Below are 18641 nucleotides of genomic sequence, written 5' to 3' on the forward strand. Positions count from 1 at the left end.
CCATACAATTCTTACATATCTAATTTTCATTAGATTAAACTACTACATCAACACTACATCACAATGTTAAAGTTTAATACTTACTTAACATTAGGACTACTGCAAATAGCGTGTATTACGGGGCTTAAGTCCACTATAAGGACTGATGTACTTTTTATGTACCCTTTCTCAAAAATGTGAGGAGGTCATTTTGATAACTTGTGCTTGAATTTAACAGATTGATAAATTTATAACTCAACTTTTAGACAATTATGAAAATAAGAAACATTATTTTATCGATATGCTTCTTTCTCTTTCAACTGGTATTGTTTGCCCAAGATGGAATTACTGTTACGGGTATAATAAGCGATACCAATGGGGAGCCGTTACCGGGAGCAAGTATCGTTTTAAAAGGTACCACAACAGGAACCCAAACCGATTTTGATGGAAACTACACGCTCAACAGTGTTGAAGAAGATGCAACCTTAGTGGTAAGCTATATCGGTTTTACATCTCAAGAAATTGCCGTGAACGGGCAAGCAAGTATTAATGTTACCTTATCGGAAGATGCTCAAGCTTTAGATGAGGTAGTTGTTATTGGTTATGGCGAAATGAAGTCAAAAGACCTTACGTCTTCCATTACCACAATTAAGGCAGAGGAACTGGCCGCTACACCAACGGGTTCACCTATGCAGGCTTTACAAGGTAAAGTTGCGGGTCTACAGGTGGTAAGCAACGGAAGTCCCGGTCAAGGTCCAACAATACGTGTACGTGGTATAGGTTCGTATGATACGGGTGCTTCTGGTCCGCTCTACGTAGTGGATGGGATGTTCTTTGATGATATCGACTTTTTAAATACTGCGGACATCACTTCTATTTCGGTATTAAAGGATGCATCGGCGGCCGCTATTTATGGTGTACGTGCAGCCAATGGGGTAGTGCTCATAGAAACTAAATCCGGAGCATACAATAAGAAAGCCGAGATTACTTATGATGGGTATTCGGGCTTTCAAGTGGCACAGAACGTGTTAAAACTAGCCAATTCGGAGCAATTCGTGACCTTGGCGCAAGAATCCGGTTCTGCACCTGACATTCAATTTATAGATAATGCTATGCAACGTTACGGCCGTAGCAGAATCAACCCAAATGTACCCAATGTAAATACAGATTGGTACGACGAAATTTTGAGACCGGCCCTGATTCAAAACCATAGTTTGGGAGTTACGGGCGGTAGTGATAATGCTACCTATGCTATTGGTGCCAACTATTTTGGGCAACAGGGTATTCTTAAAATGAAAAATGAGTACGAACGCTTTAACCTTAGAAGTAAGATAGATTTTAAGGTAAACGATAATTTAACCGTTGGTGGAAATATGGTAATAAGTAATGCAACCCGTTACGATGCGGAAAACTCTGCATTTCGGTTGGCGTATTACGCGGTTCCTATTCTTCCGGTATATGATGAAAATCTGGCGGGTAACGAAAATGTATTCCCTACGAATTATGCAAATGCACAGGATTTGGGATATCGTGGCGGACAGAATCCGTTCCCGACCATGGATAATAGCGAACTACGGTCTAAAATCAGAAATGTGTTGGCCAATTTTTATGCCCAGGTACATATCATTCCTGAAAAATTGACTTTTAAGACAGCGTACAATCATAATTTTGAAACCATTGAGCGTAGAGAGGTGCGTTTGCCTTACTTTATTGGAAACGGTTTTCAACGGGAAAATGCAGAGCTTTTAAAGCGTAACGATACGTATTCAAATCAAATTTGGGACAACACCTTAACCTATACCGAATCTTTTGGTAAACATAATCTAACCGTTCTGGGAGGTTCTTCCTTCAGAGATGAATCTTTTGAGCGCTTGGAGGCTAAAGGGTTAAACTTTCCACTGTCAGGAGAAGAGGCTTATTATTTAGATCAAGCACAGACAATAGTACAAGATGATGTTAAGGATGACGGCCGCCGTGAGTATGGTCTATCGTTCTTTGGTAGAGTTTCCTATAACTATGATAACAGATACCTGTTTTACGGTACCTACCGTGCAGATGGCACCAACAAGTACCAAGAAAAATGGGGGTATTTTCCAACTATTGGTGCAGGATGGGTGTTGTCCGAAGAGGACTTCATGCAAAACAATGGCGTTTTCGATTTTCTTAAATTCCGTGGTAGCTGGGGTAAGCTAGGTAATGATAAAGTACCTGGTAGTGAGGGTGCTATTACTTCTACGGTAGTAACTACGGCCTTTGGTGATACTATGGTGAACGGGGTAAATACTACAAGTAATTTTACGGCTCTTAAATGGGAAGTTACGGAAGAAACGAATGTGGGTATATCTGCGCGTTCTCTAAATAATAGGCTTTCGCTGGAAGCGGACTATTATGTAAGGGATACCAAGGATGCCGTAATTCCTATTGAAGTGCCTTTGATTCCTGATGCAACCCGGCAGAATGTGGGTGAAATAAGAAACCAAGGTCTTGAGGTAGCCTTAAACTGGAACGATCAAGTTTCGGATGATTTCAGTTACTCTATTGGGGCCAATTTTTCCTCTTTAAAAAATGAAGTGTTGGATACGGACCGTCAATTGAATATTGATACCGGTTCTGCAGAGTTCAGACAACGTACCCGAGTGGGAGACCCTGTCTTTTCTTTCTTTGGTCTTGAGGTTGATGGTGTATATCAGAATGATGCAGAAATAGCTGCGGATCCTGCCGCTCAGGTAGAAATTGCCAATGGTAGGACCATTGTACCCGGAGACTTGAAATTTAAAGATCAAGATGGGGTAGAGGGTATTACTGCAGATGATCGCGTTATGTTGGGCAACTATTTGCCAACCTATTCCTATGGTTTTAATGTGGGTTTTAACTATAAAGGCTGGGATTTCTCTGCTGCGGCTTTAGGTCAAGGTGGAAACAAAATTCTAAACCGTAAGCGGGGCGAGGTCATTTTTACAAATGATACCAACTGGGACCGTGATTTTGCCTTGAACCGTTGGCATGGTGAGGGTTCTTCCAATAGTTATCCTTCTTCCGCAGGTATTAGAAAAGGTTGGAATCAACAGTTAAGTGATTTCTTTATCGAAAAAGGGGATTTCTTTAGAATTCAGAACATCACTTTAGGCTATACCATTAATAAGGATGGAGCTATCAAAGGGCTTCCACGAACCCGTATTTACGTAACGGCAGAGAAACCTTTATCGGTCTTTAACTACAATGGCTTTAGTCCAGAAGTGCCTAATGGCGTGGACAATGATACATATCCAATACCTGCTATCTATACGGTAGGAGTAAATATTAAAATATAAAAATAGCGACTATGAAACTATTACAAAAAATCTCAAAACCTTCTCTAGTGTTGCTTTTGGTTCTGGCCGTTTGGGGATGTACCGATAAATTGGACGAACCTGAACTGAACAATAATTTTGCCGGAGGAACAGACTTTACGGATGCATCGGGGATGCTGCTGTCTACCGTGGGGGCATATGAGGCCTATTATTCCAGGGGATGGGAACAACCCCTGATTATTTCCGTGCGTGGAGACGATGTTAATTCCGGTGGTCTTGGCGATCAGCCCGAGTTTACGGAAATGGACAAGTTTAATTACAGCAAGGACCATTGGATGGTAAACTCGCTTTGGGAAAACATTTATGCAGATGTTATTTCGGCACATACCGCTATGGAGCAGATTGCCAGATACCAAGAATTTGGAACAGATGCTGAAATTGCACTGGGCAACCAGTATATAGCAGAAATTCAGGTATTACGCGGAATGATGTTATTTCAGATTTCGCAGGTATATGGAGATATATTTATTCCTGAATCTTCGGATACGGAGCTACTTTTAGAAGTAGAGACTTTACCTACCAAGGCAGAAGTTATGCAACACGTTTCTGATCAGATGGATTTGGCTATTCCCGTTTTACCGGATATGCGGCCAAATGAAAGAACTGATCTTAAAGGTGGTGTTACCAAGTATACGGCTTTGGCTATTAAAGCTTTGGCCAATCAAGAATTAGAGAATTATCAAGTGGTTGCAGATGCTGCCGGGCAGATTATAGCATCGGGAAAATTCAGCCTTTATCCGGATTTTTATGAACTTTTTAAAGCGCCTGGAAAATTGAGTAATGAGAGCATTCTGGATTTACAGTACTCGGACTTTAATCAAGGCGAGGGCGACCGTTTTGCACATTTATACGCTCCCTATGGTCCACAAAATTGGACTCCGGCAGTAGAAGGTTCCAACAGCGGGTGGGGATTCTTTGAGCCTAGCTTTAAATTTATCAAGTTCATGTTGGACCGTGGTGAAACCGTACGTTTGGAAACGAGTGTACTTTTTACGGAACGAGGTATAGCCGAACTACAGACTGACCCGGCGTATGCTGATTTGCCCGCCTTTATGAACAAAGTTACTAGAGACGGTGATGTTATAAATGATTTTGCCCGAGGTTATTTTTCAAGTGGAAAGCACTACCTGCCTTCTAATCAATTGATTGAAGGACGAACCGATTATGGAAGTAACAAGAATAACAACGTCATTCGTTATGCCGAAATCTTATTGATGTATGCCGAAGCACTTACACATGGGGCCACAGGTTCTGTTATGTCTGCTGATCAAGCGGTAAACTTGGTTCGGGAAAGAGCCGGATTGCCAGCTTTGTCCGGTGTTACCTTGGATCAAGTTGTTGATGAGAAGTTTGCCGAGTTGGCTATGGAATGGGGCAAGCGCTACTATGATATGATTCGCCTGAAAAGGTATGATGAGCTTACGTACGATGGCCGCACGTTTACAGAGGAGAAAACTTTTCTTCCTTACCCGCAGCCACAGGTAGACCAGTTTCCTGTATTGGACAATTAATCTAATCAACTAACAAAACAGAAAGATGAAAAATGTAAAATATATACTATCGTGTTTGATGCTCACTGCACTTTTTTATAGCTGTGATCAAGGTATAGACGCGTTAACCGAGGTTGATCCGGGTGCAGACGCTTCTGCTCCGGTCATAACCATTACTTCGCCCGCAGAAGGTCTTGCGGTAAAAGTAAACGAGGAACTGGCCACGATTACGGTAAAATTTCAGGCTCAAGATGATATTGAGTTGGGGTCGGTAGAAGTACTGCTTGACGGTAATAGAATAGGCAATTACAATAGTTTTAAAGACTACCGTAAGTTGATCGTAAATGATTTAGTGTACGACCAACTTGAAGATGGAACGCATCAGCTTACGGTTATTGCCAAAGATTTGGATGGTAAGTCCACTAGTGAGGTAGTTAACTTCACTAAGGAACCGGCCTACATTAGAAAATACCCCGGTGAAATTTTATATATGCCTTTTGAAGGTGGATATGTAGACCTGTTAAGTTTTGAAGAGGCACAACAAATAGGTTCGCCCTCCATTAGCGAAGAGAGTCTAGCGGGAGATGGCGCTTATGCAGGAGCCGAAGGGGCCTATTTGACCCTAGATCCAGAACGATTTAAGAATACGGAATTGAGTGCTATTTTCTGGGTAAAATTAAATGCGGTTCCGGACCGTGCCGGTATTTTGGCTATGAGTCCGCCTTTAGATGATGGTGGAGGAAATGTGTTGACCAGTGGTTTTCGCTTTTTTAGGGAAAATGCCAATGGCAAACAACGCTATAAGTTAAATGTTGGTTTGGGAGATGGAAACTCTTGGTTTGATGGTGGAGAAGCTGCAGAAGTAGATCCAGCGTCAGAAGAATGGGTGAACCTTGCCTTTACCATTTCGGGTTCGGAAGCGGTAGTTTATATAGACGGACAAATTGTTTCTCAAGGACCTTTAACGGGTATTGATTGGACGGATGTAAATATACTTTCCATAATGTCCGGTGAGCCTAACTTCTCAGGTTGGAATCATAAGTCGGATTTAAGTCTAATGGATGAGTTGCGCATATTTGATCGTGCTATCACCCAAGATGAAGTAAAACAGATCATTCAAGATGACTCGGGTATTGTGGTGTCTAATTATCCGCCTAATTTTCCAGGAGAGATGTTCTATATGCCTTTTGAAGGTTCATATACAAATCTGTTTACGGATATGGAAGCTGATGTGGTTGGAACACCCTCTTTTTCAGAAGAAAGTGTAGCTAGCGAAGGTGCTTACGCTGGAGCAGCGGATTCATATATTACAGTTCCCTCCAATGGTCTTACTTCAGATGAATTTAGTGCCTCACTTTGGTATAAAGTAAATGCCGAGCCGGGTAGAGGAGGTATTTTGGTAATGGCTCCAGAAGACACGGAAAAGGAAGGTTATCCAGAGGTGCAAAATTTAAGGACCAGTGGTTTCCGTTTCTTTAGAGAAGGTGATGCTACAAGGCAGGTGTTTAAATTGAATGTTGGCAACGGCGAAGCTGATACTTGGTTAGATGGAGGCGATTTAGCTGCTATAGATCCCACATCTGCAGATTGGGTACACTTGGCATTTTCCATTTCAGGTTCAAATGCGGTTCTATACATTAATGGTGAAATAGTTTCGGAAAACGTGATAAGTGGTGGAATAGATTGGTCCGGATGTGATTTGCTATCCATAGGTTCTGGTGCACCAAGATTTACGGAATGGGGCCACTTGGCAGACGAAAGCCTGATTGATGAGCTCCGTTTATTTGACAAGGCCCTTACAAAAGAAGAAATACAGGAAATTATGAACTCGGGAATGTAAAGAAACCCAGCAGAAGTTCAATAATCACTTTATAAAAATATATGAAATTAGTTACAATTGCCTTGGTAACAGGCACGCTTTTGGTGGGTTGTGGTGGCAACCCTTCCAAAACGGATAATAAAAACAGCAAAACCGAATCTAAGGTTGAACAAGAACTAACGGATGACCAATTATTGGATTCCGTTCAGAAACAAACGTTCAATTACTTTTGGGAAGGAGCGGAACCTAAATCTGGTTTAGCCAGAGAACGTATTCACCTTGATAATGTATATCCCGCGCATGATAAGGATATAATTACTACCGGAGGTTCAGGTTTTGGTTTAATGGCCATTTTGGTAGGTGTGGAGCGTGGTTTTATTACGCGTGAAGAGGCTCTGGAGCGATATGAAAAAAGTATTGGTTTCCTTGAAAAAGCAGACCGGTTCCATGGGGCTTGGCCTCACTGGCTTATGCCCGATGGTAAGATGACACCGTTCAGTAAAATGGATAACGGTGGCGATTTGGTGGAAACCGCTTTTCTGGTTCAAGGTTTATTGACCGTTAAGGAATACTTTGAGGAGGGCAGTGCCCGCGAAAAAGAATTGGCGGCCAGAATTCAAAAACTTTGGGAAGAAGTAGAATGGGACTGGTATACCAAAGGAGAAAATGTACTTTATTGGCATTGGTCTCCAGAATACAAATGGGAGATGAACTTTCCCGTGGGCGGATATAATGAAGCTCTGGTCATGTATATCTTGGCGGCTTCTTCGCCTACACATGCAATTAATAAAGAAGTATATGAGCAAGGTTGGGCAAAAAGTGGAGGAATTAAAAATGACACTACTTTTTACGGCCTTCGTACTGTGCTTAATCATTATGAGCATGACAGGTCTCCAGTAGGTCCCATGTTTTGGGCACACTATTCCTATTTAGGTTTGAACCCAAAGGGATTAACAGATCAATATGCGGATTATTGGAAATTGAACGAAAACCACGCGTTAATTCAGTATCGTCATGCGGTTGAAAATCCACATGAGTACAAAGGATACGGAAAGAACCTTTGGGGATTGACCTCAAGTTATTCCATGAAAGGCTATGCAGGCCACAGACCTGATAAGGATTTGGGTGTTATTTCTCCAACAGCTGCACTTTCCTCAATGCCTTACACACCGGAACAAAGTCAGGACTTCTTGAGATATATGTATACGGAACAAGACTCCCTGATTGGTAAATACGGACCTTATGATGCCTTTAGTTTAGAGGATAAATGGTATGTGCCAAGATATTTGGCTATAGACCAAGGACCTATTCCAGTAATGATAGAAAACTACAGAAGCGGACTTTTTTGGAAGCTTTTTATGAAGAATACTGATGTTCAAAGCGGATTGAAAAAATTAGGTTTTAGTTCGGAAAATATTCCAAATGAGTAAATTATTTGTTTCAATTTTGGTGTCGTTACTATTCGTTTCATGTGCTTCGGATGATGGAGGTGGTGGTGCAATCGGCATTTCCGAACTTCCGGAAACACCTGTTGAGGACGAACAGGAAGTAGAGGAGGAAGAAGTGGAGCTGACGGATGAGGAGCTTCTCGACTTGACCCAAAAAGAAACTTTTAAATATTTCTGGGATTTTGCCCAAACGGAATCTGGTGCTGCGCGTGAAAGGTATCATCCCCAAGAACCATCTAATGACGTCAATACAGTAACCGTTGGAGGCACCGGTTTTGGACTTATGGGAATTTTGGTCGCTATGGAAAGAGGTTTCGTGTCCCGTAACGAAGGCGTTGAAAAACTGTCTAAGATTATTTCTTTTTTGGAAAATGCCGACAGGTTTCATGGCGCATGGCCCCATTGGTTAGATGGGCGTAACGGGAAAACGCTTCCCTTTAGTGAAAAGGATAATGGGGCCGATTTGGTGGAAACTTCTTTTTTGGCACAGGGGCTTATCTGCGTAAAAGAATATTTAAAAGAGGGTAATTCCGAAGAAAAAGCAGTGGCCGAAAAAGCAGATGCACTTTGGAAAGATGTTGAATGGGACTGGTTCACGCAAAATAAAAATACGTTGTATTGGCATTGGAGTCCTGATTTTGGTTTTGACATCAATTTAGAATTAAAGGGATATAATGAAGTATTGATAACCTATGTCATGGCAGCGGCTTCCCCTGATTTTTCCATTACCAAAGAAACATATGAAAATGGTTGGGCGTCCAGTGGTGCTATAGCCAATGGCACTTCGGCTTATGAAATTCCACTTATTGTTAATCATGCAGGTAGTTCCCAAAAAGGCGGGCCATTGTTCTGGGCACACTACTCCTATATGGGGCTAGATCCCAGTAATTTGGCCGATGCCTTTGTGAATTATGGTGATGCTACGCTAAACCATGCAAAAATCAATTATGCCTACTGCGTGGATAACCCTAAAAATTATAAAGATTATGGGGAAGATTGCTGGGGGCTTACCGCCAGTTACAGTAGAAATGCGGATGGAAGTTTAGGCTATAACGCCCATAGCCCGTCCAATGATACAGGTGTAATTTCGCCTACAGCAGCTTTGAGCTCTATGCCATATACACCGGAGGAATCCATGAAGGCACTGCGGTATTTCTATGGTAAAAAGGACCAGCTTTTAGGGCCTGCCGGTTTTTATGATGCTTTTAGTCCGCAATATGATTTTTGGGTAGCCGATGCGTATTTGGCCATTGACCAAGGTCCCATTTTAGTAATGATTGAGAACCATAGATCGGGATTGTTATGGCAACTCTTTATGCAAAATAAGGATGTGCAGCGCGGACTCAATAATTTAGGTTTTACCTATTAGGAATTTACTTTAAGAATCAACGAATTCCATGTGAGGAATCGGTTTTAACTGATTTGTCAAAGGGATGGTTTTGCCAAAATTTTATTCGATATAAAAATATAAATAACAGAAAATGAGAGATATAAAGAGAAGAATCTGTTTTTTAATACTCGTGCTGGGCTTTACGACTTTCGTTCGTTCCCAAGAAAAGATAGAAGCGGTGGAGCAGCTTCTTTCCAAAATGACATTGGAAGAAAAAATTGGTCAGCTTAATCTACTGACCCCGGGAGGTGGCATTGCTACAGGTTCTGTGGTGAGCGAAAATGTAGAGGCAAAAATCAAGGCAGGCCAAGTAGGAGGTCTATTTGGGGTTTCCGGTCCAGAGAAAGTCAGACAAGCACAAAAAATAGCCATTGAAAATTCACGGTTAAAGATTCCCTTGCTTATTGGTTCGGACATCATACATGGGTATAAGACCACCTTTCCCATTCCACTGGGAACAGCAGCTAGTTGGGATTTGGAACTTATTCAAAAAATGGCCGAAACTGCAGCTAAGGAGGCCACGGCAGATGGAATCAACTGGAATTTCTCTCCTATGGTGGATATTGCCAGAGACCCTCGTTGGGGACGTATTGCCGAGGGGGCTGGAGAAGACCCGTATTTGGGGAGTGCCATTGCCAAAGCGATGATAAAAGGGTATCAAGGAGCTGATTTGTCAGCGCCAAATACGATGATGGCCACGGTAAAACACTTGGCCCTTTATGGTGCCGCAGAAGGCGGACGCGATTACAATACGGTAGATATGGGTAAGTTGAAAATGTACAACCAATATCTGCCCGTGTACAAGGCGGCCGTAGATGCGGAAGTGGGAAGTGCCATGACTTCGTTTAATGATATTGATGGTATTCCGGCTTCGGGCAATAAATGGTTAATTACCGATTTATTGCGCGAACAATGGGGCTTTAAAGGTTTTGTGGTTTCCGATTACACCTCGGTAAATGAGATGACCGCTCACGGATTGGGAGATTTACAAGCGGTATCCGCTTTAGCTTTAAACGCAGGGCTTGATATGGATATGGTGGGCGAAGGATTTCTTACCACTTTGAAAAAATCAGTGGATGAGGGCAAGGTTACCGAGTCCGCAATAACCGAGGCATGCCGCAGGATATTGACCGCCAAATATAAATTGGGACTCTTTGACGACCCTTACCGCTATTCCGATAAAAGTAGACCGGCAAAAGATATTCTTACGGACGAGAACAGAAATCTGGCCCGTGAGGCTGCAAAGCGCTCTTTTGTACTATTAAAGAAGCAGGGCAAAATACTTCCGTTACAGAAGAATGCCCAAATAGCGTTGATAGGACCTTTGGCGAATAACAAGAACAATATGCTGGGCACTTGGGCTCCAACGGGAGACCCACAGTTATCCGTTCCCGTTTTAGAAGGGTTAAAGAATGTGGCCCCCAAAGCCAAAATAAGCTATGCCAAAGGCGCCAATATTACGGATAATCCCGATTTGGCCCAACGGGCCAATGTTTTTGGAACACGGGTAGAAATAGACGAGCGCTCTTCGGAGACCCTTTTAAAGGAGGCGTTAGATTTAGCCAAAGATGCCGATGTCATTGTAGCCGTGGTAGGGGAGGCCAGTGAGTTTAGTGGAGAGGCGGCCAGTAGAACGGATATTTCACTTCCCAAAAGCCAAAAGCGACTTTTAAGGGAATTGGCAAAGACTGGAAAGCCTCTGGTAATTGTCCTTATGAGCGGAAGACCCTTGACCATTGCCGATGAAATGGAGCTTCCTGCAAGTATACTTCAAGTATGGCACCCAGGTATAGAAGCGGGTAATGCTATAGCCGATGTAGTTTTTGGGGATTATAATCCATCAGGAAAACTAACGGCAACTTGGCCCAGGAATGTTGGGCAAATTCCAGTATATCACAGTATGAAAAACACGGGCAGACCCATAGAGGGAGATAACTTTCAGAAATTTAAATCGAATTATCTGGATGTGGAAAATACGCCGCTCTTACCTTTTGGTCATGGTCTGAGTTATACCGATTTCAGCTATTCAAATATTCAGTTGAATAAAGATGAAATTGGACAGGACATGTCTATTACGGTTTCGGTAGATGTAAGCAACACAGGTAAATATGATGGGGAAGAAGTGGTGCAATTATATCTTCGGGATGTAGTACGCTCGGTAACCCCGCCCATGCGCGAATTAAAAGGGTTCAAGAAAATATTCTTAATGAAGGGTGAAACAAAAACGGTTAAACTGATCCTACAACCCGAAGACCTGAAGTTTTATAACGCTGCCTTGGAATTTGTTGCCGAGCCAGGGGAGTTCCAAGTTTTTGTAGGAACTGATGCTACCGCAGATTTAAAAACCTCTTTCACATTAAAATAGTCTCAATTCTGTTTTTATGCTTTTACGATTATGTTTTCCGGGAGTACTTTTCGCTTTTATTCTTATGGGTTGTAAAGAAAGCTCTCCACAGGTGGAAGAGAAGGCTAAAAAGACAAACATCCTATTTATCATGGCCGATGATCATGCTATTCAGGCCATAAGTGCCTATGGTCATCCTATTGGACAATTGGCTCCCACACCCAATATAGACCGATTAGCGAGGAATGGTGCGCTTTTTACACATAGCTATGTAACGAATTCCATTTGTGGGCCAAGTAGGGCGGTCATTCTTACGGGCAAACACAGTCATATAAATGGTTTTAGACAGAACGGAGACCGTTTTGACGGTAACCAAACTACTTTGCCCAAAATACTTAAGCGAGAAGGTTATCAGACGGCATTAATAGGAAAATGGCATTTGGACGGTGCACCCCAAGGTTTCGATTATTCCAAGATACTTGTTGATCAGGGCAATTACTATAATCCTGATTTTGTTGAAAATGGAGACACCACCCGTATAGAAGGCTATGCCACGGATATTATTACCAATGATGCTTTAAGCTGGTTGAAAAATGAAAGAAAAGACAGTCTTCCCTTTTTTATGATGGTACATCATAAGGCCCCTCACCGTAATTGGATGCCCGCCTTACGTCACATGAATAAATATGTCTCCGTGCAGTTTCCTCTTCCCGACACTTATTTTCCATCCTTTGAAAAGCAAAGCGCAGCGGAAGCGCAATTGCAGACCATTTATGAAGACATGTACGAAGGGCATGATTTAAAAATGACCCAAGGGTACGGCAGCACTAAATTGGCACACAACCCATGGACTACGGATTTTGAGCGAATGTCAACCCAACAACGGATAACTTGGGATAAAGCCTATTTACCTAAAAACAATACATTTCATAAGGCAAACTTAAAAGGAAAGGCCCTTGCCGAATGGAAAGGCCAACGCTACTTACGTGATTACATGGCTACTATAGCCGCGGTAGACGAAGGCGTTGGGGAAATTTTAGATTACTTGGAAGAAAGCGGACTAGATAAAAATACGTTGGTGGTCTACACTTCCGATCAAGGATTCTATTTGGGAGAGAACGGGTGGTTCGATAAACGATTTATGTACGAAACCTCATTTGGCACACCCTTGTTGATGCAGTTGCCAGGAACGATTCCCCCAAAGACCAAAATAGATGCTATGGTACAGAACTTGGATTTTGCACAAACGTTCCTAGACTTTGCCGAAGTGAAAAACCAAAGTGATGCCATGCAAGGACAATCGTTCAAAGGTTTGTTGGATGGGAGTATGAATTCTGATGAATTTCGGGATGTGCTCTACTATCATTATTATGATTACCCGGCTTTTCACATGGTCAAAAAGCATTATGGAGTTAGAACTAAACGGTATAAGCTCATCCATTTTTACGATGATATAGATAGCTGGGAATTCTATGATTTATACAAAGACCCTAGGGAGTTGACCAATCTCATTGATGACCGGACATATTCTTCTGTTATAGAACAAATGCACTATAAACTAGATAGTATACAAAAGGTTTATAAAATAACGGATAAGGAATTTGACAGAGCCCCAAAGACAGCCATAGACAAAGCTTATAAACAGTTAAAAAGATTACGGGGGGTTAAGAAGTAATATGTTTTTCTTATTAAGTTAAAGCCTTATGTACAAAAGGTTCCTTTGGTAGGATTGAAAGTAAAGCCCAACTACTGCGACCAATATTTAAACCTATCCCATGTTACCGTAAAAGCTTGAGCCAACCAAAAATTTAAATAAACAGACCAAATGATAAAAACGATGCATTTAGCGGCCCAATATTTGGCAGCAGCGGGAATTAGTTTTGTAGATAAGAAAGCCGATGATAGTCATACCAATCTAGGTTGGTCCATTGCAAAGCAACAATTGGAAACCCACCCATTATCGCCGAAAGGAAATCTCCTCGCTTTAAGTTATAATAACTTTTCATTAGAGTGGATTTCTCCGGATGAGGATGTTTCTTTTTCGTTGGAAGGGAAAACGCACAGGCAAGTATTGGAGTGGTTAACTCACACTGCGGATACTTTTTTGGGTAAAAAGTACATTTATGATTTCCATTATGATTTACCGTATTCAGTAGATGATACTTTTACTTATACGTTGAATGCCATATCTTTAATAAAACTAGGAGTCTTGAGGACAATAGCACAGTTGGGCTTGATAAACACACTTCAAGAAACGGGTTTGGAATCCGATGTTCGTATATGGCCGCATCATTTTGATACTGGGGCTTATGCCAGTCTAAATTCAGATATTTCTGTAGGATTTGGTTTAGCTATCCCAGACGATATGGTCAACGAGCATTATTTTTATATCAGCGGGTATAAAGGTCATAGCGCTTTAGATACAACTAAGTTTAATTCACTTTCTCGGGGAGAATGGAAAAATGATAGTTTTAAAGGAGCCGTTCTGCCAGCCACAAAAATTAACGAAGAACAAGCGGTAGAGTTTTTCAAGGAAGCTATTAATTCGTACAAAAAGTAAGTATGCAGGTAACCAGTCTTTCCTTAGAAGCCTTTAAAGAGATGGATTATTGGGCGGTTGAAAAATATAACCTGTCCATTGAATTGATGATGGAAAACGCAGGGCTTCAATTAGCAAGATTAATTACCAAAAAGGCAACTGAGACCTCTGTTATCACAATTGGTATTGGTAATGGGAATAACGGCGGCGGCGGACTAGTGGCTGCTCGTAGACTTTCTGCTTGGGGATTTAATGTGAATTTAGATTTGGTTGTGCCTATTACCAAAGATTTGCCGAAAGCACAATTAGAAAGAGCGTTGTTATTTGGGGCTAAAGAAGGTATACCCGAAACTACGGATATTTGGGTAGATGCCTATCTAGGGTTCTCTCAGAGACTACCGCTGTCAGATGCATTTGCAAAAAGCATTGAATTGGCCAACACATCACCGGCCTTTAGAATATCATTGGATATTCCTGTTGGTATTTCTAAAGATGGAAAGTTAGTTGGGTTTAAAGCAAATCAAGTAATGACCTTGGCAGCTCCAAAAACTATATTGGAAAAATTGCCAAGCGATGTAGAGGTGTATCTGGCCGATTTGGGAATTCCAAAATTGGTTTATGAGCATTTTAATATAAAAATGCCCAACTTTATGGAAAATCAACTTATAGCTTTATAACCCTTATAAGATGAACGACAAACAGGAAGCCAAAGAAATTGATAAACAATTAAGAAAAGAGTTGGGTATTGATAAAGAGAAGCTGAAAGAGTTAAAGAAGAAACTTTCAAAGATAGAACCTCGTTCAGAGCGAGGTGCGGAAACCTTGTTTCGTTTGGTGTCTAAAAATCAGTATACATTAAATACGATGATTGATAGAAAGTCCAACATACTTATATCTATTAACGCACTTATTTTATCTATAGTTATTGGTACCGTACTTAGCCAATTAGATAAGGATCCTCATTTAATTTTTCCGGCAACGATAATGTTGGGAACTAATTTACTTTCTATTGGCTATGCTGTTTTTGCTACAAGACCAGAGCTTACGCACGGTAGTAAAAGCACCAATAATTTATTATTCTATGGTAATTTTAATAGCATGAATGAAGAGGAATATACAGAAGAACTTACCAGTTTAATGTATAAAGGCGATGAGCTGTATAAAACCATTGCAAAGGATACTTACCATTTGGGAAAAACAATAGATAGAAAGTTTAAATTATTAAGAACTTCTTTTCACGTTTTTTTAGTTGGAATTATTTTGGCGGTGGTAGGATTTATAGCTTGTCATATTATGTTCTCTATGTAATCTTAATTTAACGGTACATTGTTTGTTTTAATTCTAAAACAACGCTCTTCTCCCAAATAAAGAGGATTTCCATGTTTTTCTGACCAAAACCCATCTAAAATATCTTTACTGATACATTGGTATACGGCAACACCTTTATAAATACTTTGGTCTTCGCCGGAATATCTAAAGTTGATAACTAAAATATTGTTCTTAAAAAATCCCGTACCGGATTGGTGTTGTTCAGTTCCAATAGTCCAATGTGCAATTATTCTAGAGTTCTCATCCAAGGATAAAACCAGTTTCCCTTTGTAGCTATTAGATTCTTCATCTTGGTTGCTACCCATAATGCTGTATTCTCCAACAAGGTCCTGAACCGTCATAATCATTTTCTTAGGAGCGCAAAACTATTGAAAATTTGGTTGATGGGTTTTTAGAGATGGTACATAGTGTTCACGGAAAAGAAATTCTTTATGGTAGGATAAAAGAAAGGCCGATAAACAAATGTTTACCGGCCAGTCTACGTAGTTGAAAATACCAATCGAGGCATCTGGCATTTCCGCTTAACAACTAAACTACTTTTGGGGCAAAAAGGCTTTAGTCCAAACTATTTGTATTTAGACGGTCTTTATATAGGTCAATTATTTTTCTAACGCTTTTATGTTTTTTTAATAATAGTCGGGCTAAATCGGTATCAATTTTAAGTTCCTCCACAATCATTTTGGTACCGCGCTCAACCAGCTTTTTATTGGAGAGTTGCATGTCTACCATTTTGTTTCCCTTGATTTTTCCCAACTGAATCATTACCGAGGTAGAAATCATATTTAACACTAATTTCTGGGCTGTACCGGCCTTCATTCGTGTGCTGCCCGTTACAAACTCGGGACCTACGATTAATTCAATGGGGAAATCCGCTTCGTGGGACAATGATGAATTTTCATTACAAGAAATACCACCTGTTAGTACTCCGTTTTCCTTGGCATTTTTTATACCACCAATTACATAGGGGGTAGAGCCGGATGCAGCTATACCTAGAAGAACATCGTTATTCGTTATATGAAAACCTTCAAGGTCTTTCCAAGCTTGTTGGGTATTGTCTTCGGCATTTTCTACGGCCTTTCTTAGGGCCACGTCGCCTCCAGCAATAAGACCGATAATATGGTTGTCCGTTACTCCAAAAGTAGGAGGACACTCAGAAGCATCCAATACACCCAATCTTCCGCTTGTTCCGGCGCCAATATAAAAAAGCCTTCCCCCAAGTTGCATTTTTTCCACCACGACGGTCACAAAATCTCGAATTTGCGGAAGAGACTTTTCGATAGCCAAGGGAACGGTTTTGTCTTCAGCATTTATAGCACTGAGCAGCTCCAAAACCTCCATCTTTTCAAGATTGTCATATTTTGAGGGTTGTTCAGTTATGGGTTTACTCATTTTCTTTTATGTTTTTGTGAATTAATAGTAGCCCTACAATAGTTATAGCGGCGTTTACAGCTATGTTTATAAATCCAAAATCAAATTGAAATTCAGTTTTAAAATAGACTCCCAAAAAGTAGGTTGCAATAGGGGCAAAAATGCAAACTACGGGCACCCATTTATCCTTTACTGAAATTTTGGAGAACATGCCAAACAGGTACAGGCCTAAAAGTGGTCCGTACGTATAGCCTGCAACTTTAAAAATTAGAGAAATCACATCCCCTTCACTACTTGCAAATACCATGATTATAACAAAAATGACACATGAAAAACCGATTAACACCAAGTTTTTCAGTTGCTTTTTTGCAGTGCTGGATTTGTGTTCTATATCAAGGAAATCGTAAGTAAAAGAGGTGGTAAGTGCCGTTAAGGCAGAGTCTACACTAGAAAAGGAGGCGGCTATAATACCCAATATAAAAAAGATGCCGGCTAGAATCCCTAGATGATTCAAGGCTAAATTAGGGAAGAGGGTATCCGTATCAATCAGTTGTCCATTATCTGCCATTTCTAGAATTACGCCCGCATCTTGTGCATAGATGTACATTAAGATGCCCAACCCCATAAACAGGAACTGGGTTACGGCTAAAATAAGGCTATAGGTAAGCGTGTTTTTTTGAGCGTCCCAAACATTCTTGCACGTTAAGGTTTTTTGCATCATATTTTGGTCTAGACCGATCATAGCTATGGCCACCAAAATACCGGCTATAAATTGTTTGTAGAAGTTGTTTCCAGAGCTAGCGTCCCATTCGAAAATTTTGAAATGACGGTGGTTGCCAACACTTTCAATAGCTTCAGGTATACTAAGGTTTAAGGAAGAGGTTATGGTGTAAATGGTGATTACAGCACCTAGAATTAGAAAAACGGTTTGCATGGTGTCCGTCCATACAATGGTCTTTATCCCGGATTTATTTGTGTAAAGCCATACCAATACTAGTATGAGGATAACCGTTAAAAAGAACGGAATTCCAAAATGGTCAAAAACGGCAAATTGAAGAATCTTGGCTGCAAGTAATAATCGTAGAGCGGCACCAAAGGATTGGGATACCAGAAAAAACAGGGATCCAGTTTTGTAAGTTTTGTTTCCAAACCTGTCTTTAAGGTATGAGTAAATTGAAACAAGTTTTAGACGGTAGTAGAGTGGTGTCAATACAAAAGTAATAAAGAGATAACCTACTACATTGCCGAGTATAAATTGGTAAAAGTGAAAGTTGTTGTTGCCCACCATTCCAGGTAGGGAAACAAACGTGACCCCAGATAGTCCGGCACCTACCATACCAAATGCTACCAAATACCAAGGCGATTTCCTATCACCGGTAAAATAAGTCTCATCACTTGCGTTCTTTGAAGTGAAATAAGATATGGCCATTAATGCATAGAAGTAAATGGCAATAATTATTAGGATTAGCGTTGGGCTCAAAAAGTGTGGACTTTAGGATTAAGGAAGTAGAAGCGTAGCGGTTGCTTCTGTGTTAGTTTGGGTTTTAAAAGCTTAAAAAATGGGGCAGTATTTTACGCTGCCCCA

Annotated in this window: 13 protein-coding genes; 10 read left to right on the forward strand and 3 right to left on the reverse strand. The window is 40.9% G+C overall.

What is annotated here, in order from left to right; translation table 11 throughout:
* The first annotated feature begins 251 nt into the window (after positions 1–251).
* The 10 genes from H9565_RS12330 (at position 252) to H9565_RS12375 (ending at position 15667) form a co-directional block, all read left to right on the forward strand.
* Positions 252–3290, forward strand: coding sequence for a SusC/RagA family TonB-linked outer membrane protein (locus H9565_RS12330; protein ID WP_215440046.1), 3039 nt, complete (start codon positions 252–254; stop codon positions 3288–3290).
* Positions 3291–3301: 11 nt separating this feature from the next.
* A complete protein-coding gene (locus tag H9565_RS12335) occupies positions 3302–4840 on the forward strand; it encodes a RagB/SusD family nutrient uptake outer membrane protein (protein WP_215440048.1) in 1539 nt (512 codons plus the stop codon).
* 25 nt (positions 4841–4865) lie between these two features.
* Entirely contained in the window at positions 4866–6659 is a 1794-nt protein-coding gene (locus tag H9565_RS12340) for a LamG-like jellyroll fold domain-containing protein (protein ID WP_215440050.1), read from the forward strand.
* Positions 6660–6700: 41 nt separating this feature from the next.
* Positions 6701–8068 (forward strand): glucoamylase family protein, encoded by a 1368-nt coding sequence (locus H9565_RS12345; RefSeq protein ID WP_215440052.1) that lies wholly within the window; start codon positions 6701–6703, stop codon positions 8066–8068.
* The gene (locus tag H9565_RS12350; protein WP_215440053.1) at positions 8061–9455 is read left to right on the forward strand and encodes a glucoamylase family protein; all 1395 of its coding nucleotides are present in this window, start codon (positions 8061–8063) and stop codon (positions 9453–9455) included. Before H9565_RS12345 ends, H9565_RS12350 begins: the two co-directional genes overlap by 8 nt.
* A gap of 112 nt (positions 9456–9567) precedes the next feature.
* Entirely contained in the window at positions 9568–11841 is a 2274-nt protein-coding gene (bglX, locus tag H9565_RS12355; RefSeq protein ID WP_215440055.1) for a beta-glucosidase BglX, read from the forward strand.
* Positions 11842–11857: 16 nt separating this feature from the next.
* A complete protein-coding gene (locus H9565_RS12360) occupies positions 11858–13495 on the forward strand; it encodes a sulfatase family protein (RefSeq protein ID WP_215440056.1) in 1638 nt (545 codons plus the stop codon).
* A gap of 150 nt (positions 13496–13645) precedes the next feature.
* Entirely contained in the window at positions 13646–14380 is a 735-nt protein-coding gene (locus H9565_RS12365) for a hypothetical protein (protein ID WP_215440057.1), read from the forward strand.
* A 2-nt stretch (positions 14381–14382) separates the two neighbouring features.
* The gene (locus H9565_RS12370) at positions 14383–15036 is read left to right on the forward strand and encodes an NAD(P)H-hydrate epimerase (protein ID WP_215440059.1); all 654 of its coding nucleotides are present in this window, start codon (positions 14383–14385) and stop codon (positions 15034–15036) included.
* Between the two features lie 10 nt (positions 15037–15046).
* Positions 15047–15667: a Pycsar system effector family protein gene (locus H9565_RS12375; protein WP_215440061.1), complete on the forward strand. Its 621-nt coding sequence runs from the start codon at positions 15047–15049 to the stop codon at positions 15665–15667.
* Positions 15668–15669: 2 nt separating this feature from the next.
* Here H9565_RS12375 and H9565_RS12380 read toward each other — a convergent pair whose 3' ends face one another.
* The 3 genes from H9565_RS12380 to H9565_RS12390 form a co-directional block, all read right to left on the reverse strand.
* Positions 15670–16029, reverse strand: a complete 360-nt coding sequence (locus tag H9565_RS12380; protein ID WP_215440063.1) for a hypothetical protein — start codon at positions 16027–16029, stop codon at positions 15670–15672.
* Between the two features lie 214 nt (positions 16030–16243).
* Positions 16244–17077 (reverse strand): N-acetylmuramic acid 6-phosphate etherase, encoded by an 834-nt coding sequence (gene murQ / locus H9565_RS12385; protein ID WP_215440065.1) that lies wholly within the window; start codon positions 17075–17077, stop codon positions 16244–16246.
* The gene (locus H9565_RS12390) at positions 17070–18536 is read right to left on the reverse strand and encodes a sodium:solute symporter (protein WP_215440067.1); all 1467 of its coding nucleotides are present in this window, start codon (positions 18534–18536) and stop codon (positions 17070–17072) included. Before H9565_RS12390 ends, murQ begins: the two co-directional genes overlap by 8 nt.
* Positions 18537–18641 lie beyond the last annotated feature (105 nt).

Source organism: Zobellia russellii (assembly GCF_018728565.1).
Taxonomy (GTDB): domain Bacteria; phylum Bacteroidota; class Bacteroidia; order Flavobacteriales; family Flavobacteriaceae; genus Zobellia; species Zobellia russellii.